General features: G+C 44.7%; 22 protein-coding genes and 1 other RNA gene. 16 read left to right on the forward strand and 7 right to left on the reverse strand.

All coding sequences use genetic code 11. From position 1 onward, the window contains the following. The first annotated feature begins 18 nt into the window (after window positions 1-18). A complete protein-coding gene (gene nrfD, locus V3V99_12685; GenBank protein MEE9443513.1) occupies window positions 19-984 on the forward strand; it encodes an NrfD/PsrC family molybdoenzyme membrane anchor subunit in 966 nt (321 codons plus the stop codon). 70 nt (window positions 985-1054) lie between these two features. Beyond that, window positions 1055-1876, forward strand: coding sequence for a formate dehydrogenase accessory sulfurtransferase FdhD (gene fdhD / locus V3V99_12690; GenBank protein ID MEE9443514.1), 822 nt, complete (start codon window positions 1055-1057; stop codon window positions 1874-1876). A 33-nt stretch (window positions 1877-1909) separates the two neighbouring features. Here the strand turns inward: fdhD and V3V99_12695 are convergent, their stop codons facing one another. Continuing rightward, window positions 1910-3127 (reverse strand): CaiB/BaiF CoA-transferase family protein, encoded by a 1218-nt coding sequence (locus V3V99_12695; protein MEE9443515.1) that lies wholly within the window; start codon window positions 3125-3127, stop codon window positions 1910-1912. A gap of 160 nt (window positions 3128-3287) precedes the next feature. On the opposite strand from V3V99_12695, the gene V3V99_12700 reads away from it, so the two are divergent. The 5 genes from V3V99_12700 to V3V99_12720 all read left to right on the forward strand — a co-directional run bounded on the left by V3V99_12700 (window position 3288) and on the right by V3V99_12720 (window position 7923). After that, window positions 3288-3923 (forward strand): class I SAM-dependent methyltransferase, encoded by a 636-nt coding sequence (locus V3V99_12700; GenBank protein MEE9443516.1) that lies wholly within the window; start codon window positions 3288-3290, stop codon window positions 3921-3923. A gap of 145 nt (window positions 3924-4068) precedes the next feature. Continuing rightward, complete coding sequence (locus V3V99_12705; protein MEE9443517.1) at window positions 4069-5304, forward strand: DUF438 domain-containing protein; 1236 nt, start codon at window positions 4069-4071, stop codon at window positions 5302-5304. Beyond that, window positions 5291-5848 carry a DUF1858 domain-containing protein gene (locus V3V99_12710; GenBank protein ID MEE9443518.1) on the forward strand — a complete coding sequence of 186 codons (558 nt, stop codon included), beginning with the start codon at window positions 5291-5293 and terminating at the stop codon, window positions 5846-5848. The genes V3V99_12705 and V3V99_12710 overlap by 14 nt, the downstream gene beginning before the upstream one ends. Window positions 5849-6340: 492 nt before the next feature. Next, window positions 6341-7045: a serine hydrolase domain-containing protein gene (locus V3V99_12715; GenBank protein ID MEE9443519.1), complete on the forward strand. Its 705-nt coding sequence runs from the start codon at window positions 6341-6343 to the stop codon at window positions 7043-7045. Then, on the forward strand, window positions 7024-7923 hold the full coding sequence (locus V3V99_12720; protein MEE9443520.1) for a hypothetical protein: 900 nt from the start codon (window positions 7024-7026) through the stop codon (window positions 7921-7923). The genes V3V99_12715 and V3V99_12720 overlap by 22 nt, the downstream gene beginning before the upstream one ends. Before the next feature lie 115 nt (window positions 7924-8038). Here V3V99_12720 and ssrA read toward each other — a convergent pair. After that, window positions 8039-8398: a transfer-messenger RNA gene (ssrA, locus tag V3V99_12725) on the reverse strand. A gap of 891 nt (window positions 8399-9289) precedes the next feature. Between ssrA and V3V99_12730 the strand changes: the two genes are divergently transcribed. Together V3V99_12730 and V3V99_12735 are read left to right on the forward strand one after the other, a co-directional pair. Then, complete coding sequence (locus tag V3V99_12730) at window positions 9290-10039, forward strand: class I SAM-dependent methyltransferase (GenBank protein ID MEE9443521.1); 750 nt, start codon at window positions 9290-9292, stop codon at window positions 10037-10039. 239 nt (window positions 10040-10278) lie between these two features. Further along, the gene (locus V3V99_12735; protein MEE9443522.1) at window positions 10279-10482 is read left to right on the forward strand and encodes a cold-shock protein; all 204 of its coding nucleotides are present in this window, start codon (window positions 10279-10281) and stop codon (window positions 10480-10482) included. Between the two features lie 828 nt (window positions 10483-11310). Here V3V99_12735 and V3V99_12740 read toward each other — a convergent pair. The 4 genes from V3V99_12740 to V3V99_12755 form a co-directional block, all read right to left on the reverse strand. Further along, window positions 11311-12162: a DUF5677 domain-containing protein gene (locus V3V99_12740; GenBank protein MEE9443523.1), complete on the reverse strand. Its 852-nt coding sequence runs from the start codon at window positions 12160-12162 to the stop codon at window positions 11311-11313. 103 nt (window positions 12163-12265) lie between these two features. After that, on the reverse strand, window positions 12266-13915 hold the full coding sequence (gene groL / locus V3V99_12745; GenBank protein ID MEE9443524.1) for a chaperonin GroEL: 1650 nt from the start codon (window positions 13913-13915) through the stop codon (window positions 12266-12268). A 16-nt stretch (window positions 13916-13931) separates the two neighbouring features. Continuing rightward, a complete protein-coding gene (locus tag V3V99_12750) occupies window positions 13932-14219 on the reverse strand; it encodes a co-chaperone GroES (protein MEE9443525.1) in 288 nt (95 codons plus the stop codon). A gap of 172 nt (window positions 14220-14391) precedes the next feature. After that, a complete protein-coding gene (locus V3V99_12755) occupies window positions 14392-15162 on the reverse strand; it encodes a type III pantothenate kinase (GenBank protein ID MEE9443526.1) in 771 nt (256 codons plus the stop codon). Window positions 15163-15262: 100 nt separating this feature from the next. Between V3V99_12755 and V3V99_12760 the strand changes: the two genes are divergently transcribed. Both V3V99_12760 and V3V99_12765 read left to right on the forward strand, forming a co-directional pair. Continuing rightward, on the forward strand, window positions 15263-16069 hold the full coding sequence (locus V3V99_12760) for a hypothetical protein (GenBank protein ID MEE9443527.1): 807 nt from the start codon (window positions 15263-15265) through the stop codon (window positions 16067-16069). A gap of 209 nt (window positions 16070-16278) precedes the next feature. Further along, window positions 16279-17277: a hypothetical protein gene (locus V3V99_12765; protein MEE9443528.1), complete on the forward strand. Its 999-nt coding sequence runs from the start codon at window positions 16279-16281 to the stop codon at window positions 17275-17277. A gap of 636 nt (window positions 17278-17913) precedes the next feature. Here the strand turns inward: V3V99_12765 and V3V99_12770 are convergent. Beyond that, window positions 17914-18348: a hypothetical protein gene (locus tag V3V99_12770; protein ID MEE9443529.1), complete on the reverse strand. Its 435-nt coding sequence runs from the start codon at window positions 18346-18348 to the stop codon at window positions 17914-17916. A 241-nt stretch (window positions 18349-18589) separates the two neighbouring features. On the opposite strand from V3V99_12770, the gene glmM reads away from it, so the two are divergent. The 5 genes from glmM to V3V99_12795 all read left to right on the forward strand — a co-directional run bounded on the left by glmM (window position 18590) and on the right by V3V99_12795 (window position 24479). Further along, a complete protein-coding gene (gene glmM / locus V3V99_12775) occupies window positions 18590-19951 on the forward strand; it encodes a phosphoglucosamine mutase (GenBank protein MEE9443530.1) in 1362 nt (453 codons plus the stop codon). Window positions 19952-19961: 10 nt separating this feature from the next. Next, window positions 19962-21788, forward strand: coding sequence for a glutamine--fructose-6-phosphate transaminase (isomerizing) (glmS, locus tag V3V99_12780; GenBank protein MEE9443531.1), 1827 nt, complete (start codon window positions 19962-19964; stop codon window positions 21786-21788). A gap of 8 nt (window positions 21789-21796) precedes the next feature. Further along, complete coding sequence (locus tag V3V99_12785) at window positions 21797-22633, forward strand: phosphodiester glycosidase family protein (protein ID MEE9443532.1); 837 nt, start codon at window positions 21797-21799, stop codon at window positions 22631-22633. A gap of 220 nt (window positions 22634-22853) precedes the next feature. After that, window positions 22854-23252 (forward strand): hypothetical protein, encoded by a 399-nt coding sequence (locus V3V99_12790; protein ID MEE9443533.1) that lies wholly within the window; start codon window positions 22854-22856, stop codon window positions 23250-23252. A 36-nt stretch (window positions 23253-23288) separates the two neighbouring features. After that, window positions 23289-24479 (forward strand): THUMP domain-containing protein, encoded by a 1191-nt coding sequence (locus tag V3V99_12795; GenBank protein ID MEE9443534.1) that lies wholly within the window; start codon window positions 23289-23291, stop codon window positions 24477-24479. The last annotated feature ends 111 nt before the right edge of the window (window positions 24480-24590 follow it).

Here is a 24590-nt window from a genome sequence, read left to right on the forward strand (position 1 = left end):
TCATTAGGGAGATATAAAATGGATCCGAAAGTTAATGGTCAACTGCAGCGCGAATGGGGTTGGCTCATCGCCGCCTATCTGTTCCTCGGAGGTGTCGCCGGAGGAGCTTACACAATCGCCGCCATTAATAGTTTTATGGGAGATGGCCTTACATTATCGACAACGATAGGGTTATGGATCAGCTTCCCGGCTCTTTTAATCGGAACGCTATTCTTGATCGTCGATCTGGGTTCGCCGACGCGAGCCATTTTGGCCGGTATGAAGCCGGGGACGTCCTGGATTGCTCGGGGGACCTGGATTATCTCTACCTTTATGTTGATTTCGTTTATCCATCTTATTCTCAATCAATTCACTGACATCGGTAGAACCCCGGGCGTTGATATTCTCGCCATCGCCGGTATTGTTTTCGCCATTGGAACGATGGCCTATACCGGAATCCTGCTGAGCGCTTCCAAAGGAATCCCATTCTGGCATTCGGGTATAGTCCCTGTCATTTTCGTCGTTTCAGCTACCGTAACGGGTCATTTCGCGGTTATGCTCGGTATGACATTCTCGGGCGCGACCGCGGAAATCGCGGCGGGCATGCAGACGATGACTCTCGAAGCGGTTGCTCTGGTAGTTATAGAAGTTCTGGCCATATTGTTTTTCCTTCAGGCGGCTTTCCGACAACCCGATCCCCGCGAATCGGCGGAGAGAATTTTGAAAAAAACGATGTTTGTCGTTGGTTATTTCATCCTTGGCCTTGCGGCTCCGCTGGTTTTAATGCTCTTCGCGTATTTTTCGATCTCCGGTTCCGGAGGGGGAGGTATGACAGTTGTTTTGGCTATCGGCTCCATTCTCGGACTGATCGGCGGTTTGATTTTAAGACAGGCAGTTTTAATTTGCGGCGCATTACCGACTCTCAATATCGCGGGATTTGCATTCCGGCGCATACATAGGCCCAAACAACCGAAACCGGATATTGGGCTTTTGCCGCCTCAGTGATTATAAGCTATTGACAGATTCGCAATAAATATCGACAATTCATAAATCTATGGAATCGGGAAATCCTGCCATGGATAAGTCAGAAAAACAACCCGAAACGCTAAAATACGTTCAGGCCAGTCGTATCTCGACAGCCGGTAGCGATTCCACGGCCAGAAATGAAGAAGTCTGCGTTGTCCGAGAAGCCCCCCTTACCATAGATGTTGAAGGTATCGAAGATTATACAATTCTTTGCACTCCGCTTGACCGGCGGGCTTTAGCCGTCGGTTTTCTTTATACCGAGGGCGTCATTGATAGCATCGACGATATCACAGTTCTTAATGAATGTGAAGATGATCCCAATACCATTCGTGTGCGATTGGCCGGTGATGTACCTCATATCGGAGACGAAGGCCGCAACCTGATGATTGTTTCCTCGTGCGGAGCGTGCGGTAGCGAAAATCTAAAAAAACGAATTGAGTCCCTGCCCGAAGTTGGAAATAAAATGAAAATAAAAGCGAATATCCTGCGTTCCGTCTACGAAGCTGTTCGGGAAAAACAGGAATTATTCAATTCCAGCGGAGGAACTCACGGAGCGGCATTGTTTAATGACCAGGGGGAAATTATTACTTTTGCCGAGGATACCGGCCGTCATAACGCATTGGATAAGGCCATTGGTAAGTGTTTGCTTGGCGGGGGCGAGACTACCGGACTGGGGATTGCCCTGACCAGCCGCCTCAGTCTTGAGATGGTCAGCCGCTGCGCCCGACCGGGGATTGAAATTATCGCGGCCGTATCGGCGCCAACGTCATTAGCGATTGATGTCGCCCAAAAATGTAATATCACTCTGTGCGCTTTCGTGCGAAAAACGCGGGCTACAATCTTCACTCATCGTGACAGAATTATTATTTGACCTGATAATCAATTCGACCTGAATAAAATCAGATCACCGTGAGGCAACCGCGCCGTTCTTTTTTAATTCCTCAATTTTCTCAGATGAATAGCCCAGCACTTCATTAAGGATTTCATCGGTATGCTCGCCCAGAAGAGGCGGATGCATACGAATTTGACCCGGCGTTTCGCTGTACTTAATCGGTATCCCGGTCAATTTCAGATTGCCGATAGTCGGATGCGGCAGTTCAGCTATCATACCACGATGCTTAATCTGGGGATCGGCAAACAAATGCTCCATATTGTTGACCGGACCGCAGGGTATGGCCGCACCCACCAAAATCTCCATCCATTCGTCGCAGGTCTTCTGCGCCAATAATTCATGTACCAGCGGAATTAGTATTTCACGGTTTTCAACTCGTTTCGGATTGGATTCAAACCGCTCATCATCGAGCCATTCTTCTCTACCAACCGCTTTACAGAAATTCACCCATAGTTTCTGATTGGCTACCGCGATAGCAATAGGACGATCTTTGGTATTGAAAACCTGATAAGGTATTATTGATTCATGAGCCGTCCCCCAGCGCGTCGCCTCTTTACCAGCCACGAGATAATTGCTGGCGATATTGGCCAATCCGGAGACCTGAATATCGAGAAGGCTGATGTCGAGATGTTGACCCTTGCCGGATCGTTCCCGCCATAATAGCGCCGAAGTTATTGCTCCGGAAGCATAGACGCCGGTGAGAACATCAGTGATCGCGACGCCCACTTTGCAGGGATTACCGTCACGCTCGCCGGTTATCCACATCAGCCCGCCAACTGCCGACAAGACCATGTCGTATCCCGGGCGATCCCGGTAAGGGCCGTCCTGCCCGTAGGCTGTAATAGAAACATATACTAATCGAGGATTTAATTTATGTAGCGTTTCATAATCGAGCCCGAATTTTTTTGACAAACCGGGTGTAAAATTCTCGACGAAGACATCTGATTTCGCGGCCATCTCTCGAATTATTTCCAAACCGGCTTCGGTTTTCAAATCTACCATGATTGATTTTTTATTTCGATTACAGCATAGATAATAAGCGCTTTCGCCGCCGCTGAACGGAGGTCCCCAGGTGCGAGTGTCGTCGCCGGAACCGGGGCGTTCCACTTTGATTACTTCCGCGCCCTGGTCTCCCAAAATCATCGTACAAAACGGCCCGGCCAGAATACGGGACAGGTCGAGAATTCGGTATCCCTTCAAGGGAAGGTTATTTGCTGATGCCTCACTCATATATGTTACCCCTAACTCCAAATATCCGTCACAAATTTATTTGGAGCGCAATATAAGCGGGCAGGAGCAAACTTCCAAAATTTTTTTTGGAGCGTTTGTATTAGTCTTGATTATTAATACCGCAGGCATTATTAATGGAATTGAAGGGTGATTGAATACTATGAATATTCGCGATCAGATGGATAAAATTTATCGGGATATTCCGCCTGAGAATATACCCTGGAATATATCCGAATCGCCCGAGCTGTTGATTAATCTCTTTGAATCCGGAAAAATAAAACCCGGCAAAATTGTCGATCTGGGGTGCGGAGTGGGTAATTATTCAATTTGGCTGGCCCAAAAAGGATTTGACGTAACCGGCATTGATATCAGTCAGCAGGCGATCAATCTTGCGATGAAGCAGGCCGAAAATGTGGGCATAAAATGTCGGTTTTTTGCCTGCGATCTTCTGGGTGATTTGAAAGAATTTCATTATAGCTTTGATTTCGCGATGGATTGGGAAGTATTGCATCATATCTTCCCCGAGGACAGACCAACTTATATGGAAAATGTTCATAAATTACTAAAGGCAAACGGTCAATATTTCACCGTCTGTTTCAGCGAAGAAGATAAATCATTCGGTACAACGGAAAAATACCGTGAGACTCCGCTGGGAACGACATTGTATTTTTCTTCAGAGCAGGAATTGAGAGAATTATACAAACCTTTTTTCAAAATCCTTGAGATGAATACCGTTGAAATTCCCGGCAAATTCGGAGTGCATACTGTCATCGCTTCATTGTCAACGACCAATTAGTGAAAGTGTTGCCCATCAATGCTTGATATACAATTATGTGTCACTTGATGCAAGTCAAAGAATTTTAATTCAGAAAGTTTATCTTACTAAAGAATTTGTTCGTAGATTACATAGGTATAAGGATAGTATTTTGGAAGGAGGATAAATGAGTGAATTAGTCAATCAAGTCAGGCAGAGAAAAGAACTTCTCAAGCATATGATATTACAGTTGCATGAAGGAAAGGCTCCCGAGGAAGTTAAACCGCAGCTACTCAGATTGCTGGGGCGCGTCCCGTATTCGGAAGTAGTTGAAGTTGAGCAGGAACTTATCTCGGAAGGATTGCCCTCGGATGAAGTTCTAAAATTATGCGATATGCATACCGCCGCTATGAAGGGAGTAATTGACGCTTCCAATCAAAAAGTCGTACCTTCGGGGCATCCGGTGGATACTTTTCACCAGGAGAACAAAGCCCTGCAAGGAGAATTGACATTAACAGAAAAACTCTATGATGAAACAAAAGGTTTACTTGATGACGCTGATGCTTCCGAGCTTATCGGTCAGATAAGAACGCATTTTGGCATGCTCTCCGATGTCGAGAAGCATTATATGCGCAAAGAAAATTTGCTGTTTCCATTTCTGGAGAAAAAGGGAATAACCGGACCGCCCAAAGTGATGTGGGGTAAACATGATGAAGTCCGTGAATATCTTAAGGGAGCTATCGAAGCCCTGCAGGTCGGGGCCGTAATCACAGTCGCCGAAGCAAAATCATTGATAGAGCTTGTTCTACGCCTGGCCACCGATGCCATCGGGGAAATGATTTACAAAGAAGAAGAAATCCTTCTTCCGATGAGCCTGGATAAACTATCTGAATCCGAATGGTACTCGATTTACACTCAAAGCCCGGAATTAGGCTTCTGTCTCTTCGATCCGACAACCCCATGGCAACCGGAATCAGTACCTGTGGGAGAAGCGGTTAAGGAATCTCAAGCGAGGGTTCGCTTCCCATCGGGAAGCATGACGCCAGCCGAATTGAACGCGATCCTCAATACAATCCCCTTTGACCTCACTTTTGTCGATAAAGATGATACCGTCCGGTATTTCACTCAAGGTCGGGAACGAATATTCGCTCGCAACCGCGCCATTATCGGGCGCAAAGTCCAATTATGTCATCCGCCTTCGAGCGTTCATATTGTCCAGCAGATTCTTGATAATTTTCATTCCGGAAAACAAGACCGCGCCCCATTTTGGATAACTATAAATGATCGCTTTATTCACATCGAATACTATGCTCTGCGGGATGACAACGGCGAGTATCTGGGAACACTGGAAGTCAGTCAGGATTTAACCGAGAAGAGAGCGTTGGAAGGCGAACATCGGCTTTTAACTTATGCTGAGAAATAAAATGCAAATGGCAAACGACCATCCGCCCATTACAGCGAATATGAAAATCGGTACCCTGCTTGAGGCCTATCCTCAGCTTGAGGAAATCCTGACTCAACTGGCGCCGGCCTTTGAGAAACTTAAAAATCCTATCCTGCGCAAAACTGTCGCAAAAGTTACGTCAATCAGGCAGGCGGCTAAAGTCGGTGGAATATCGGTGGGGGAGATGGTCAATCAGCTTCGGCAGGCGGCCGGGCAGTTGCCAGTTGAGGCGGATCCTGAAGAATTGCCAAAGGAGGATAATTCCGCGATTTTAGAAGAGGCCCCAAAAGGAAAACTATATAAATCTTTTGATGCTCGGATGATGATTGAATCCGGTGAACAACCGCTCGGTAAGGCACTATCTGAACTTAGAAAAATGCCGCATGGTGAAGTTTATGAACTGATTACGCCTTTCAAACCGGCTCCATTGATTGACCAGGCAAAAACCCAGGGCTTCAAAGCGATATCACGGAGGGAAGGCAAAGATATAATTAAGACATATTTCAAGCATGCTGATGATTGATGGCCTACCCATAATAAAAAGAGAGCTTTTGTCAAGAGTTGTGTAAATTTATTTTTCAAGCAGCGCGTTTTTCGATCTGATTGTTCTTCGATTTCCTGACCTCGATACCATCTTCAGACTTCACACCCTCCAGAACCTTCGTCACCAAGTGCGGGGCATTGAGCTGTCGCCATCGTTTCTGCGCCCTGATGATTAAGTGATTAAATAATTACAGGGTTTTTAATGGAGGGGGGAGTCGAACCCCCAATTTGTCACGGGGTACAAAGACTGACATAGAGTGTGGCAATATTGTGACCGCTTTTGGGTGCGTTCTACAAGAGTGTCGGGCGTGGTCTGCCAGTTCAGGTGAAACATTCGGATGGTATAAACGTATTCCATAGAAAGTATGTGTGGCTGAATCCGGATAGAGGAATCGCTGGCGAGCAAGTAGCTTTCTGTTTAAGAAAGGAGCCGTTCGCGCTGACGCCCGATTAGTCGAAGCTACTTAATGAAATGAACAAAGCAAAGCAAGGTCTTAAGGACAATTGCCTGGAAAGGAATCGTGGTATGTGGTTGAAATTATTTTCTTTTGTCTTCGTTCTGAATTTGACTTCTCAGGTTTGGTCGTCATCTCTGCAGTTAAAGATCGACGACCTCATGAGTAACTACGTCGTCAATCAAGGCTTCATGGGATCCATTTTGGTTGCCGAGAAAGGTGAAGTTATCTTCGCGAAAGGCTATGGAGTAGCCGATGTGAAGAGAAGTATTCCAAACACACCCGAAACCCAGTTCGGGATCGGATCGATTTCCAAACAATTCACGGCCATGCTTGTAATGCAGCTGGTGGAAAAAGGAAAACTCAGACTAGACAATACCATAGCCGGCTTTTTGCCGGATTTCCCTGAAGATATCGGGAAAAACATCACTGTTGAAATGCTTCTCTGTCACACCTCCGGTCTTCCATTTCCCGAAGGTATTGAGAAATATTATTACGCATCCACCAAAGATGAATACCTTCAGGAATTTCTCAGACAGCTTGCTCAAGAAGGGCTTCGTTTTGATCCAGGTAAAGGCTATGGGTATAGCAATGCCGGATATTTTATCCTCGGTCTTATCATAGAGAAGGTCACCGGAAAAGCCTATGAAGAGGTACTTCGTGAACAAATCCTAAAACCGCTGGACATGTCCCATACCCTATGCGCGCGGAAAAAGGTCTGACAACGGAAAACATGGCCGTTTCCTACCAGAATCCGGGGGGGCGATATGTCACGTGGAATGAGGACATGAACTCTTATGATCCCGCTATCTGTGGCTTTGGTTATGGTTCAATAATTTCAACAGTCCAGGATTTATTCAAGTTCAGTCTGGCGCTTTCTTCGGATAACCTGCTGTCTAAACCATACATGGATATGTATCTAAAACTGAGAAATATAAAATCTCGTCCTCCTATTCCTAACATTTCCGACTATCTCGTAAAAGAGTTCTTTGGAACCTGTGGCAATGGATTTGTGGGAGAGATTGCCGTTATCGAGGATCCGGACTCCGGGGAGGAACAGTCAGTCTACTGGCATGATGGAACTAATAAGTTATTTAAATCAAACCACTTCCATTTCAGCGGCAAAGAACAGATTATTATTATCTGCAGTAACTGTAGTTTTCTCTGTGAGGGCAACGAAATGGTATTGAAAATATATCAGATAATCAATAATAGGCCTTATGAACATATCCGTATTAAACATAGTCTTATGCAGTATGTAGAGGAAGATATCGCCACGCATGCGGGTATCCCGGCGGCAGTGGGTGAATACCTGCAGCTGAAAGATGATACAACCAACTTCATTGTGCCCGACCAGAAGTACCTGTACTGGGTCGGTCGGCAGGTGGCCGAGCGCGGTGATTACGATAACGCCATCTTGATTCTTCAGACAATGGTGTCAGAGTTCCCTGAATTTTGGGAAGGATATGACGCTCTTGCAGAGACATGCTTGTTAAGAGCCGACACTGTTATGGCTCTTGATTACTACCGGAAGTCGCTTGAATTGAATCCTCAGAATACAAAAACAGCGGAGATGTTGAAAAAATTAGAGAAGAAATAGATCCATTCTTGAATTTAGCAGAACTTGGACAAAAAATCGTTTCCAAACCTTTCTATCAAAATTGGCTACGTCGTTAGGAAGAAGAATTAGTTAAGCCAAGATTTACTTTAAATATTAATGGAGGTGGGGGGAATCGAACCCCCGTCCGAAAAAGGCGTCAAATCATCTTCTACGCGCGTGTCCGTTTTATTAAATCTCGTCTACAATCAAGCCAAACGGCAGGCTTAGACCATAAACCAGCCCGTAAATTTAAGCCCTGCATCCGGACTATGCAAAGCCGAGCCTTCTTTTGCGACGCCTTATCCGGACGTAGAAGGCATAACTTCCGGTAAGACGAGCTGCACTATTTACTAGGCAGCCATGGCGTAATCATATTCGCCAATTATTTATGGTTGCCGAATAGTTTACGAGAGTATCCGACAATCTCGGCGCGCTGACAATTCCCCACCTGATCCGTCGAAACCTGGTCACCCCCCAAATTTCGAAACGAATCTGCGTGAGAACACAGATTCAGTTTTCAAAGAACAAACAATTATCTCGCGTTAAATGATACGCAAAAAACTCATAATGTCAATAATGCCCGGCAGTCGTTTTTAACGCATATTCCTTACAAAAGTTGCAGGATATCTATTTAGAGTATGGATTATTGCAAGAAATATTCAAAAAAAAACGGCCCATCGTCGGGCCGCTTTTTATTGAAAAACCTTAAATCGGTTTACCAACGGGAACGACGATTGTTCTTCCGTGTGCGAGCCCAGCGAGTGGTCTTTTTGGCACGGGTCGTTTTGCGACGGGTGGTCGGCCTGGTTTTGTAACCGAAGGTCACCTTGCCTTTAGGCGGATTTTTCCACTTGGACGGATTAGCCTTGCGAATGCTTAAGTCGCTGGCTTTGTAACGTACGGAATATACGGTACGTCCAAGCTGACGTGCGCACCATGCGGTATCGTGGTAGCGGTAGTATTTGCGCAGGAATGAAATTTCGTCGCGAGCCCAAACTCGAGCAACCTTTTTGATGCGAGTTCTGCGAACTTTCGGGCGAGCCTTTCTGGGTTTACGCCGTGTCGCCATGTGTAACTCCTTTCATGAGTTGTGAAAAAAGTTCGGCCATACAAAAAAAGATGCACAGCCTCTTCTTTTACATATTAAGCAATCTGATAAAATTATCGGTGATTTCTTAATATCCTTTATGTCAATCGCTTAAAAAACATTAACCTAAAAATCGCTGTTGTGTAAAATTTGCACAGGTAATCGACCAAAATTTCTTGAATCAAAATTCGAATCGCACATAACAATGATTGCTTTTCCTTCTTCAGTCAGATATTTTCCTGGTGATGTAAAAGTGTACTGATGTTTCAGGTGGAAGAGATGATGTCATCATATCGTAAATTTGCTCGCGTGTACGATAAAATCGGATCGGATAATTTTTCGGTTAAGATGTTTCATTATACTAAGCGCATACTATCACGCCTCCGCTACCGCCCCAAATCGATTCTTGACCTGGCGTGCGGCACCGGGACCGCCGCGGTAATGTGGGCCAGGAAAAACACGGAAGTCTTCGGAATCGACGCTTCGGCCGATATGCTGGCGATGGCCGCCAAAAAAGCAACGAAAGAAAAAGTGAAATTGATATTGTCGCAATCACCGATGACCTCTTTTTCAATTCCCCAACAAGTCGATCTGGTAACCTGCTATTTTGATTCGCTTAATTATGTTCTATCCCTAGATGATTTAAAAAAAGTATTCACCTGTGTTAACCGTGCCCTTTACCCCGGCGGTTACTTTATATTCGATGTCAATACTCCGGAGGCGATGAAAGTCCTCTGGGGTTCGGAAATCTACGCCGATGAAACCGAAGATGTCGCCTGGATCTGGAAAAACTGCTATTACCCGAAAGCCAAACAGGCCGAAGTCAAGGCGACGTTTTTTGTTCGCAAAGGAAAAATATGGGAGCGGTTCGACGAGATTCACGCCGAGCGGGGTTATACCGCCACCGAGATCAAAGCTGTTACCCAGACATCGGGATTCAAACTTGTTAGTCTTTATAACTGCCTGAAATTTTCAAAACCAAAACGGGATAGTATGCGTATTGCGGCGGTAGTTCAAAAGCCTCACTGAAGCGATATTTAGCATAATTTGGGGGTTTCATTTGAGTTTTTCTGATTTCCCTAACATGTTACGGGAACGAAATTTATTTGATTTTGTTAAAATGTCTGCTTGACATATTCGAAAAATCTGTTTTCTTATTAGTTAAGAATATGTGTGCTTCCTTACGCCCTCAAGGACATACATCAGTTAATTTGAGGGAAGAATAATGCGCTGGTCCGCGGGTTACTGCGGGCCTCAAGGAGTTACCTGTGAATCAAGGTACTGTGAAGTGGTTTAACACCTCCAAAGGTTACGGTTTTATCGTTCCCGAAGGGGGGGGGGAAGATCTGTTTGTTCATTTTTCTAACATCACCGGCGATGGCTATCGGACGCTGGAAGACGGCCAGAAGGTAGAGTTTGAACTTGGCGAGGGACGCAACGGTCCCGAAGCTGTCAACGTCAAACCTATGTAGCATACAGTGACAGAAAAATAACCACACCCCGGTCGGTTTCGGCCGGGGTATTTTTTTTTAGGGGAATCGGTTAATTGAAATCTATTACGTAAGAAATCCAAACTTCGACGGATTTGCCGTTTGTTGTTGCTGGATTAAATCGAGATTTTATTAATCGAGATGATATTTGTCGAGTGACCATTTTAACGGATTGTTTTGGATATATTATCGAGTTTTTTCCAAATCGTTTTCATTGCGGATGATATGTTCGTAGTAATTGCGCTGCCAGATAGAACGATTTTGACAACGACCTGTCTTATGTATGAGTTTGGTTGCCCGCATTTTTAAAGCACCAATAATTTGCCCCAACGGTTTAATCTTGATTTCGATAATTGGATTATGGTTTGCAGGGGCTCGTCGCGACGAGCCCGCAATTCGGGTCGCTCGCGAGCGACCCCTACGGGTAACATTTGAGGTATAAATCAAAATTGTGTGCAGATGATCAGGCAAGATGATAAATTCATCAAGTTGATGATATATGGATATTATGCGGTAAATTGAGTAGGCATTCGCAGACGATTTTGCCGCTTTGATTTAATCTTATCGAATCATTCACAACATGCCCGAATAATGGAAATTTGTTTTGGGTGCAAATTGTAACGAAATATGCGCCCTCGGTGGAATAATCATAATCTTTCAGGCGAATGTTTTTACGATTGGGCAATTTCATAATGAGTAAAAAATATGTGAAAATTAATTATTCAGCAATCACATATTTGCAGGCAACAGCAAATATCCAATTTAATAAATCATCCTTAGGGGCGCGGTTTCCGCGCCAAGGGGGGATTTTCAATCGTCTGAATATGAGTCTCGTATCTCAAGTAATTTGGGAGAACTTGACACTATCGATTCAACTAAATTATCTATTTCATGACTTTCATTGGCAGGTAAGGTCTTGCACAGCGCTTCTACTGTTATTTCAATCGCCAAATACATTACACCTTCCTCTTCTTCCATTGCATCACATTTCTTATCGTAATCCAAATAAAACGAATGATCAACAGTCCTGAAGTAAGGAATACAGCCATATACTGTCGGGTGAGTATAATTTGATAAAAACTTAAATGCAAAGGGTAAGTATTTATTTATTATTGAATTGTCATAATGCTTAATGACATTATTGAGTCTATCTACTGAATTTAGGCCCGACCAACTTTTTTTATATTTCGATTTTACACTTTTATCCAGCTCTGATAAACTTAATTTGTCTTTTGCATCATTTTTCTTTTTGGCCGTTATAATCAATTCACTGAATTCGTTAGCTAAATAATTTCTGTAATTACTTTCTAGTTGATCTTTATCTACATCAATAAACTTAAACTCATCTCGATTCCAGTAAAGTAATAATTTATAATAATTGATAAATCTCCTATTGATCTTGACGTCATTGTTTGCAGCAATATATCGTAAATCAATAAGATACTCAGTTATACTTCGACCCAATACATTAAATCCAACTATTTCCCTGCCTTCTATTGTCGCATATGCACTCCTAATCAACGAAAAGATTGAACTCATAAAACATCTACAAAGTGTTTTCGTACAATATAAATCCTTCGGATAATTAAATTCATTTAATTTTTCCATCAATTGATCCATCAATGAATCAATTTCTTCCTTGCACTTTGTTGGATACTTCATAATCCTTCTCCATATCAATAAAAAGAGGATGGCACTGGATAATGCCATCTCCTTCCAAGATGTATAAATAATGTGAGTCGTCCTAAGTAAATCAGGAGACGGCTTAGTACATGCCGCCGCCCATACCACCCATGCCGCCCATACCGCCCATGTCGGGCATAGCCGGACCTTTGTCCTTTTCGGGCTTGTCGGCCACGATGCAATCGGTGGTCAGAAGCAGACCGGCGATGGAACCGGCGTTTTCCAAAGCGGAGCGCGCGACCTTGGTCGGGTCGATGACACCGGCTTTGAAGAGGTCTTCGTAAACGTCGGTCTGAGCGTTGTAACCGAAGGCTTCCTTCTCATCGCGGAGTTTACTGACGACGATTGACGGTTCGACACCGGCGTTGTCGGCGATCTGACGAACCGGCTCTTCGAGAGCGCGCTTGATAATCAGTTTGCCGATTTTCTCGTCGCCTTCGCATTTTTCACAGGCATCAACTGCTTTGATAGCACGAAGCATAACCACGCCGCCGCCGGGAACGATACCTTCTTCAACCGCCGCGCGGGTCGCGTTGAGTGCGTCTTCGACGCGGGATTTCTTTTCTTTCATTTCGGTTTCAGTAGCCGCGCCGACGTTGATAACGGCCACGCCGCCGGCCAGCTTGGCCAGGCGTTCCTGCAGTTTTTCGCGGTCGTAATCGGAACTGGTTTCTTCAATTTGCTTGCGGATGCTGTCGATCCGAGCCTTAATATCATCGGTCGATCCGGCCCCTTCGACGATCGTGGTGTTGTCTTTGTCAATGGAGATTTTCTTAGCGTTGCCCAGATCTTCGACTACGGCGTTTTCGAGCTTGAATCCGATTTCTTCGGAAATTACCCGGCCGCCGGTGAGAATCGCGATATCATCAAGCATCGCCTTGCGGCGGTCGCCGAATCCCGGAGCCTTAACGGCACAAACTTTGATAGTGTTGCGCAGTTTGTTGACAACCAGTGTCGCCAGAGCTTCGCCTTCGATGTCCTCGGCGATAATCAACAGGGGCTTGCCCATCTGAGCGATTTTTTCGAGGACCGGCAAAAGGTCTTTCATGTTCGAGATTTTCTTGTCATGAATGAGAACCAGACTATCTTCGAGAACCGCTTCCATTGAATCGGGATCGGTCACGAAATAAGGCGACAGATAACCTCGATCGAACTGCATCCCCTCGACGACATCCATATAGGTCTCGGCGGTTTTAGATTCCTCGATAGTAATAACGCCGTCTTTGCCGACCTTTTCCATCGCTTCGGCAATCTTGTCGCCGATGAATTTGTCATTGTTGGCAGAAATCGCACCGACCTGGCTGATTTCTTCTTTGCCGGAAACCGGCTTGGACTGGCTTCTGATACTTTCAACGGCGGTTTCAACGGCTTTGTCAATTCCGCGCTTGACGGCCATAGCGTTGGCTCCGGCCGTAATATGCTTGACGCCTTCTTTGTAGATAGCCTGGGCCAGAACGGTCGCGGTGGTGGTGCCGTCACCGGCAACATCGGAAGTCCTGGAGGCAACTTCCTTGACCATCTGGGAGCCCATGTTTTCAAACGGATCTTCCAGTTCGATCTCCTTGGCGACGGTGACACCGTCCTTGGTAATCGTGGGAGAACCGAATTTTTTATCAACACTGACATTGCGGCCGCGCGGTCCCAGAGTGATCCTGACGGCGTTAGCCAGTTGGTCGATACCCCTGAGTAGTTTGTCGCGAGCAATCGCGTCATATTCTATAATCTTTGACATTTTTATCACTCCTTATTTATTCAATAATGGCCAAAACATCAGATTCACGCATGATAAGCATCTCTGTATCGTCGATTGAGATTTCCGTACCGGAATACTTACCATACAATATTTTGTCGCCTTTTTTGACGGTCATCGGGATAACTTTGCCGTCTTCGGTCTGGCGACCGGTTCCGATTTCCATAACCTCGCCCTGCATCGGCTTTTCCTTGGCGGTATCGGGAATAATAATTCCGCCTTTTTTGACTTCGGCCGCTTCGGTCGGTTTAATCAAGACCCGATCGGCCAACGGTTTTACTGCCATGTTAAATCCTCCTTAATATTACTTCTTCAATCTGGTTTTTTATTTTCGCTTGTTAGCACTCGCCGCGAACGAGTGCTAACGGATTGCCAATAAAAAAAATCGCGATAAAATTGTCAAGCGATTTTTAATAAGTTCTTTAAACTGAGTGTTCTCTCAAAAGTTCCCTATAAATTCAGCCAGCATTACAATTAGCGATAATTTTAATTCCCTCCAGTGTCAGAGTTGGTAGATGCTCGCTAAGATATTTGGAATCAGCAATATACGAGTTGGCCGCACCGCCTGTTGCGACAACTTTACACTTTTTTCCGGTCTCCTCAAATATTTTTTCAACGATATAATCGATCATCCCAACGGTACCGAAATGAAGGCCCGATTTAATGGCATGGGCTGTCGATTTCCCGATAACCGTATCGGGTTTTGCGATATCGACTTCAAATAATTGTGCCGCCATCTTGGCTAGATTCGCCCCTGCCGTTTGCGGTCCCGGGGCGATTATACCTCCTATATAAGAGCCGTCTTCAGAAATAACATCAAAAGTAGTGGCTGTCCCCAGATCAACAACGATTAAGCCCGTTTTAAATCGAGCAAACCCGGCCGCGGCATTGGCCAGACGGTCGGCTCCGATTTCTTCTGGTTTGGGATAGTCAATTTTGAATGGAAGATTTATTCTACTTGAGATTATCAATGGATCAAGATTAAAATATTTTATTATCATCTTTCCACAGATATCGGTTAAATGAGGCACCACCGAGCAGATCGCGACTCGTTTAACCTGACTTAATTCAGCGTCAATATGATGATGAAAAAGCGACGATATGAAAAGCCCTGCTTCATCAACGGTCAAATTCAAGGCCGAAGCGACCCGAAAATCTTCGATTAGATTCTCGTTTTCGAATACCCCAAGGACGGTATTGATATTACCTATGTCGATAGCCAGCAACATAGGCAGAATATACGGTAATTGCTTTTTATGTCAAGGGCGCGTAAATTTGTTATCAATGTCTTCTCTTTACAAATTTCTACCCATAACATATATTATCCGCATGAGAAAACTACTTTTTGCAGGGTTGGCGGTTATCATAATATTAGCCGCCTGTGAATCGGGTCAACAAACCGATTCGAGTACCGCATCAGGTACCGAAATAGTTATCGCCAAAGAACGGCTCAAATATTTCATAGGCACGTTTGACGAGGCGTCAGATTCATTTGTCGCTCATGATATCATGGGTTGGAACGAACTCGAACCAATGGAATATATTGAAAAAATTGGCGAGTTCCCCGATGAACAGGGCAAATATTACGGCCTGCCTCCCTGGTACACCAACATGGCCCAGGCGACGCTGGAGGTTGTCGATGAGGGAATTATATATGCCTCTTTGGTTGACGTCAAAAGCCGGAAAAGAGTCAGCGCCATTATGACCAAATGGAAAGTTGAGGGCGATAATATTCGTTTGATGTGCATCGGTGAGAATTTCCCCAATCTTGACGCAGCGGTCAATCTCGACGGCAGCTACCTCTTCCCCGATTCGTCCCGGTTTATCATGGCCCGTTCCGGCGGTGGAGACATGGACAAAGTCTGGCGGCGTTACCTGTACATTCTGGATAAGGGCAATTGCCAATGGGAGACAATTTATGATTTTGAGTCGGCCCGTTATCCAGGTAAAGAAAAATTTGTCGAGGGGCTTTGCCAGCTGCAGACGCCGATTGTTGACGATTATCTCGTGTTTGTCCAGAAATTCAACTATCAGGCGACCGGAGAATTGAACGGCGATGGCTCCATGATCCATGAAGTCTTCAGCGTTGATTCGTCTTACGTTGACCTCTGGGAGCTGGCACAGGAATTGAAATAAAATCCGGGAAGTTTTGAGCCCGGTTAAGCATTTTTTATAATAATTCGTGCTTATATTAAATTATGATAGCATTGTATCAAGCGGCGCAGAATGGGCCGTTAATATGATTTTTTATTATTGCATGAAAATTCTATGTTTTAAGCATTTACTAATTTCAGATTATCACCGGAAATTAATTTATCAAAAACAAATCGATGGAGAATGTTTTTATGAAAACAACCCTAATCCTGTTAACTATTGCATTGGCCCTTATTCATATGGCCTGCGGACAAAATGATTCCATGACGGCTGATAACCGGATTCCTGTGTTATTCGCGTGTTATGCCGGTGTAGAACCGCAGCTAACAAATATCCATGGCCTTATTAAGAGTATCAGGAAATTCGGCGGCGAATATCGCGACGCACCGTTTCGGATTTATGTATCGCCTAAGGTAGCGGATTCGGGTTCCGAAATATTGGAACAGCTCAAAGGACTTAATGCTGAATATAAAATTGTTAACATCCCCGAGGAAGCTTCATGGTATTTTCTATCAGGGATGGTTTTCTCAGCCGCAGCGGCCGAGAACGACGCCAAAGATACCGCCAAAATTGTCGTGTTTCTCGGAAGCGATACTATCATTCTGCAGCAACCCGATGAATTCATTTTGGCTGACGGCGTAAATTTGGGCTATCGGCCGGTTATGCATAGAAATATTAGTCCCTTGTTTGCCGATGAACTCGATTCTTACTGGAGTAGAGCTTACGAGATAATGCAAATCGATCCATCGACCGTTTTTTCGATGGTGACGCCGGCAGACGGCGACACTATCCGACCTTATTTCAATGCCGCCTGCTTGGCGACGCGCCCCGAGAAGGGTTTATTTAATAAATGGACCGAAACATACTTGCGTTTGTGCGCCGATTCTGCGCTTAAGGAAGAATGTGCGCCCGAGGAGCGGAGGCGAATTTTTACGTTCCAGGTTGCCCTTACCGGCGCTATTCTTAATAATCTTGATAGAAATGAAATCGTGGAATTCTCTGACCGATATAATTACCCGATATTCTTCAAGGAAATGTATGGCGCCCGGTATGATTTTCATGATATCTCGGATGCTGTAACTATACGCTATGAAAGTTTCTTCTATAATCCAATACCTGATTGGGACCAGATTTTGAAGGGCCCAGCCGATAAAATCACCTGGATTAAAGAAAATTTCATTCAAGAGTAGTACGTGGCCCAAAAATGCACATCACAGTGGGCGTTTGCGATGTTATTGTTATAATGTGACACTTTGTGAAGCGCCGTATGTGAGGGATTTGATAATATATCACTGAGTTAATCTGTCCTCATTTCACTCGCCCGGAAATTCGATTATTCAAGCGGTTATTGGACCATAAAAGCCATCGAACAATCGATTACAGACACTTGAGAAGAACATCATGATTACGATATAAAATCGATATTTTTGGTACCCCTCGCGTTTTTTTAACATTTTTTAAGAATTTTTCCGGCAACTTTGAATAAACTTCAGCTGTCTAATGTATACAGAACAGACAGGAGATAATATTGGATATCGGATCAACAAATAGTATCATAGCGGTCGGACTGGTAGCTCTGTTCTTTTTAATTCCGGTGCCTATCATATTGAAAAGAAAAAACAAGGGTGGTTCCGGAAAGAAAAAGTAAACCCTTCGGGCGATTACGGATGGAACAGATTTAATTTATGGAGATAAGGGAATATATTAAAAGGAAGTAATACGAAGTTAAACCCCATCTGTATCGCCTGATACCGCATACAAAAAGACCGGCAGAGGGATCCGCCGGTCTTTTTATTATTTGGTTAAATCCGAAGGATAAGGATTTCTTAGTTCACGATAAAACTCATCTTAAACATAATGGCGGAATTGTCGTAATATGCCAGAAATTCGGTATTTTCGGGCATAATCAAAAACGATGCTATCCCTCCGATGTCCATATATATATCTCTTCGAGACCATCCTTCCCGGTAAGCATCATCGACTTCCTTGAAGAGGCCAAAACCCAGCGCAATGATACTCCCCCAGGCTTTGTCGTTTGTTGCCGCGGTTGCGACCTCAGCAAGAGCCCTGCTGCCCATGAAATGGGTCCATTTGTCAGGAGATTTGATATACCAGTTTTTGTGATCGACAAAATACCATTTGTCTTTATTGTAAGGCAGTTCTTTGAATCTCCAATCCCGCGGATATGATTTGGCCATTGCGGGTCCACAGAAGATTATCAGGCCGAGTAAAACTATCAGGTATGTCAAATATTTCTTCATATTGTGTGCTCTCTGGTGGGCCTTTCGCAAGGGATATGCCAAGCTTTCCCAAAACACCTAAGTCAAATTGTTGTAACTCGTTAGAAATCCCTATCAGGCGCAGGTCAGCAATATCACGGAGCGAACTATGCATAAATTTGCATAATCTTGAATTATCCTATTTCTTCTTGATTGGGATATATTGTAGTTGGCTAACGGGGAGGGAATTTGTATTTTTAAGGTTCTACTCAAGGAGGAGGATTTGAAAAAAGCGCCGTTGATGAAATCGACTTCGGGGATTAGGGGAATAGTCGGACAATCTCTGACACCGTTTACAATCGTAAAATATGTCGCCGCTTTCGGTCATTTTTTGAAAAAAGGCAAAGTGGTTGTTGGACGAGACAGCCGTCCTTCGGGCGAACACTTTTCTCATCTGGTATGTTCGACTTTAGCGATGGCCGGATGCGATGTTGTTGACCTTGGTATTGTCCCGACTCCGACCGTTGAATTGGAAGTGGTTCACCATAAGGCCGCGGGCGGAATCGCTATTACAGCCAGCCACAATCCGGCCGAATGGAACGCCCTCAAATTTTTCAACAGTCTGGGTGAATTTATTACTAAAGCCCAATATAATCGTCTCGAGACAATTCTGTCTTCGGAAAAAGAAATACCGCTGGCTGCCCATGATAATATTGGTACGATAGTTTTCGATGATGGGGCGATTAGGCGGCATATATCGAAAGTACTGAAAATAAAATCGGTTAATCCGGCAAAGATAAAAAAGGCTCGGTTGAAAGTTGTTGTCGATGCCATAAACGGCGCCGGTTCCAAGGCTCTTCCGGCATTGCTGGAAAAACTGGGAGTAAAGGTAATAAGGTTGAACTGCAAGGGCGACGGTGATTTTTTCCGCAAACCGGAGCCGGTTCCCGAGAGTTTATCTCAGCTGGGCAAAACGGTGAAAAAGTATAAGGCAAATATGGGTCTGGCCTGCGATCCCGATGCCGATCGATTGGCTTTAGTAGATGAAAACGGTCGGCCGATTGGTGAGGAGTTGACTCTGGCCCTGGCGGTTGCCCATTATTTAAGGAAAAAGAGAGGCCCGGTAGCAATCAATCTTTCGACTTCACTGGCCACTGCAGACGTCGCCCGAATGATGGGTAGTAAGGTTTATTTGAGCCCGGTTGGGGAGGCCAATGTTATCGCGGAAATGCGCCGCAGAAAGGCTGTCATCGGCGGTGAAGGCAACGGTGGGGTAATTTTGCCGGAGTGCCACTACGGCCGGGACGCTCTCGTGGCCGCGGCCCTAACCTGTTCTTATCTGGCTGAATCCGGGAAAAAACTGAGCGAGCTGGCCGGAACCATTCCGAACTATCAAAATATAAAAAAGAAAGCTCCACTACCGGGATTATTTGAACGTAAAATATTGAGAGTTGAAAAAGAGATCAGGTCATCTTTTGGGAAACTTAAAGTTGATCGCAGGGACGGCCTCCGATTCGATTTGGAAGGCGGCTGGGTTCATATTAGAAAATCCAACACGGAGCCGATATACAGATTGATAGCCGAGGCGAGGACACCGACTTTAGCTCAAAAATTGGTAAAAACAGTCGGAAGAATATTAAAATAAGGGTGACAGCATGTGCGGAATCGTCGGTTATGTCGGAAATAAAATCGCAACACCGATTCTCATAGAGGGGTTGAAGCGTCTGGAATATCGGGGATATGATTCGGCCGGAATCGCGTTGATCGAAGGAGCCGGACTGATCCATGAAAAAACCGCCGGTAAGGTGAAAATGCTTGAAAACTTATTAAGTGAAAAATCATTTACCGGAAAAACCGGAATCGCTCATACTCGTTGGGCAACTCACGGCGTACCAAACGACCTCAATGCCCATCCGCAGCTTGACGATACGGGAAATATCGCTGTCGTCCACAACGGCATAATTGAGAATTACCGGGCTTTACGCAAGGCTCTGGAGGGGGAAGGGTATCAAATCCTATCCGACACGGATACTGAAATAATCGCTCACCTTATCAGCCTCTATTATGAAGGTGATCTGACCGAAGCCGTTCGGATAGCTTTAACTCATGTTGAAGGAACTTATGCAATAGCGGTCATCGATGCCCGCAATCCCGAAAAAGTTGTAGCGGCCCGAAACGGAGCACCGCTCTTATTGGGTATCAGCGAAGACGAGAATTTTGTCGCATCCGATGCCGCCGCGCTACTTCGCCATACCAAGAAAGTTGTCTATCTTGAAGATAAAGAAATTGTCACCGTTACTGCAAATGATTATCATATCTCGACGGTTGAAAATGTTGAAATAACAAGGAAGGCCGAAGAAATTGGATGGTCGTTGGAAATGATTGAAAAAGCCGGCTTTGAGTATTTCATGCATAAGGAAATACATGAACAACCGGAGACGCTCCGAAACGCTATGCGCGGGCGCCTGAATTTTGAGGAAGGAACCTCAAGATTGCGAGGGTTGACCGATCATCTCGAGGATCTTTCCAAAATAAAACGAATAATCATTACCGCCTGCGGGACTTCATGGCATGCCGCCTTAATAGGGGAATATCTGATTGAGGAATACGCGCGGATTCCGGTCGAAGTCGAATACGCTTCGGAATTCCGTTATCGATCGCCGATTATAGATGACGGAACGATGGTTCTGGTAATTTCTCAATCCGGCGAAACGGCCGATACGCTGGCGGCGATGCGGGAAGCTCAGCGCAAAGGCGCCAAGGCTCTGGGAATCGTCAATGTCGTCGGCTCAACCATCGCGCGAGAATCGGATGGGGGCGTATACATTCATGCCGGTCCGGAAATCGGAGTAGCGTCAACCAAGGCATTCACATCCCAGATAATGGTTCTATCCCTGATAACTATCCTGCTGGGGCGGATGCGTAATTTATCGGTTCATACGGGACGGGAAATGATCAACGGTTTAGAATCAATCCCGGACAAAATTCAGAAAATACTGGCCAATGAAAATGAGATTAAAAAAATAGCGGAAACATATTATAAGCATACCAACTTTTTATATCTGGGTCGCGGAGCCAATTTCCCGGTGGCTCTCGAAGGCGCTTTGAAATTGAAGGAAATTTCATACATCCACGCTGAAGGATATCCGGCCGCGGAGATGAAACACGGCCCCATCGCGCTGATTGATGAAAATATGCCGGCCGTGGTTATCGCCACCAAGGATTCGATTTATGATAAAGTGATGTCCAGCATCGCTCAGGTTCGGGCTCGCAATGGGCAAGTTATCGCAATCGCCACCGAGGGCGACACCGAAATCGCCGAAAGGGTGAATCATGTCATTTACATCCCGGAGATACGACAATGCTTTACACCGCTTCTGGCAGTTATTCCATTACAGCTTTTAGCCTACCACATGGCGGTACTGCGCGACTGTAATGTCGATCAACCGCGTAACCTCGCAAAATCCGTAACCGTCGAGTAATAAGTATTTTGAGAGCGCCGTCGACCGTATATATAAATCTTCTGTTTCTCATATTGCTTTTTTTTGTACCTGCCTTTTCCCCTTCGAACGAAATCTGGAATAATCTGGATGATGGTCTTGATGTAGCTCGATTTTCGCTGAATGAACTCAGCGAGGACTCGTCAATCACAATTGTCCGTATTAATCCGAAAGATTGGAATCTTAAAATTCTATCAATTTCCGAAACCGGCGCTTCCAGGGGGCATAGCGCCAGGGAATGGTGCGAGAAACATAATCTAACGGCCGCAATAAATGGCGGCATGTTTGATATAGATTATAAGACACATATCGGCTACATGAAATCCTACGAGCATATAAACTCTTCCCGTCGAAATAAATATTTATCGGCGGCGGCTTTTGATCCGTTCGGAGATGATTCACCTCTATTCAAAATATTTGACCTTGATGAAGTCAGCCTCGATACCCTCATCGCGAATTATAATTGCGTCATTCAGAATTTAAGGCTAATAAAACGCAATCGAGAAAACCGCTGGGAACCTCGAATCAGGAAATGGGCTGAAGTGGCCCTGGCTGAAGATTTCGCGGGTAATGCACTGTTTATATTTTGTAGCGAACAAGTGACTATGTATGAATTCAATGAACGCCTCCTGGCGCTGCCGATAAATATAATCACCGCCCAGCATCTTGAAGGCGGCATTCAGGCCCAGCTATATCTTAAAAATGGTGATTACGAAGTTAATCTCTCCGGCGATTTTTCGACAGGAATATCGATTAATAATCAGGAGGGTCTGGTTTCACAGTTACCCAATGTGATCGGAATCTATCCCCGCGATAAAAATGATTAATCCGGGTATTGAAAATCTCGTCAAAATATCGTATCTCATTATAATGAGAATTTAGGCTATCTTAATAAATTCGCAAGGAGTTGGTATGTTTTTTCTCCGACTGCTTATTTTTTGTTTTTTAATAACACTTTGTGCTTGTTCCAACACTATGGTGAAATTTTATGAATTTTCCGATTCTGACTGGAAAACGCAAACTGATAAATATAATATCGAGATGATTATGCGCGCCTTCCAAATCGGCAATGTATTGGGAGTAGATTCTTTTGATGTGAAGGTAAAAGTCACCGCCCGGGAAACTATTTCGCCTTCTCTTGAGCGAGAGGAAGTGTCATTATTGCGAATTGATTCATTGCGATTGGTATTGCCTGAAACCCAGGATGTTTTGGTTCCGGAATTGAAGCCCTGGAATTTCGGCGGCGTTCATCTCAAATCTTCCATCTTTGAAAACAGGCTGTGCGACCGGATTGAAACCAAGCTGCTTTATATCCCCGACAGGCATGACACATTGGATTTATATTTTGACCTGGTTTTGCTCGACCGGGCTACTCAGGATGAAAAAAGCCGGGAAAAAATTCACGAGAAAATAGTCAAAAAAAACAGCGATGCGAAAATACGGTGACAATTAAGTAAGCGGCAAATCGAGGATAAATGGAGATTGAAATTTCCAAATACAAACATACTAAAAGGTGAAATGGTCGCCAAAACTCTGTCCGGGCTCGAAGAAGTTTTAGCCGATGAGTTGTCCGCAATCGGCGCGGCCGATGTCATTCCTATGAAAAGATCGGTTCGATTTTCCGGTGATAAATCAATACTATACAAAGCAAATCTGACGTGTCGCACGGCGACCCGAATTTTAAAACCGGTGAAACGATTTCAAGCGGGGTCGGCTGGCGAATTATATCATAATGTCTCGCAAATTGACTGGTCGGATTATATGGATGTCGACCAGACGTTCGCAATCGATGCCGTCATCAATTATTCCGAGTTTTCAAATTCGATGTTTGTCGCCCAAAAAACCAAAGATGCCATAGCCGACTGGTTTCGTAAGAGGCAGGAAAAGCGTCCTTCGGTTGACGCGACTGATCCCGATATTCGAATCAACGTTCATATAAAAAAGAAAACCGCAACCTTATCGCTTGACAGTTCTGGCGGTCCGCTTTCACATCGCGGGTATCGCAAAGAAGGCGGCAAGGCTCCCTTGAGCGAAGTTCTGGCGGCGGGAATTATCAAAATGTCCGGATGGGACGGATCGTCAGCATTTGTTGATTTCATGTGCGGCTCGGGGACCTTTATAATTGAAGCCGGGCTAATAGCCAAAAATATTGCCGCGGGATTGAACCGCGAGTACTTTGGATTTTTCAACTGGAAAGACCTTGACAAAAATTTATGGGATAATATAAAGAGTCAAGCTAAAGCTTCTATTTTAACCCAATTAAATTGTAAAATCGTCGGTTCCGATATTGATCCGGCCCAGGTGAGCCAGACGATGGCTAATATCAAACTGGCAGGATTATCAAAAGATATAAAAATCGAATGTAAATCACTGGAAAGACAAAAACCACCTGCGAGTAAGGGGATTGTAATCATTAATCCTCCCTATGGCGAAAGAATGCCGGTTTCCGAAATCAACGAGCTGTATAAAAAAATCGGTGATGCCTTGAAGCAGAGATTCATCGGATATGACGCTTATATTTTGACTTCAAATTTAGAAGCGGCCAAGAACATCGGTCTGCGGGCAACGCGGCGTATCAAGTTATATAACGGCCCTCTGGAATGCAGGCTGTTGAAGTTTGAGATTTATAAAGGGTCTAAAAAGCAAAAGAAACAAGGCAATAATAGATCATAATTGGCTACTTCCTTTTTTTATTGCTTCCACATCTTATTTTTTTTATCGTGAGGCGATAAAATATTATCGCACCTGAAAATCCATCCATGTTAGTCATCGGCGCTGAACAAC

The organism is Candidatus Zixiibacteriota bacterium (assembly GCA_036480375.1).
Lineage (GTDB): Bacteria > Zixibacteria > MSB-5A5 > GN15 > JAAZOE01 > JAZGGI01.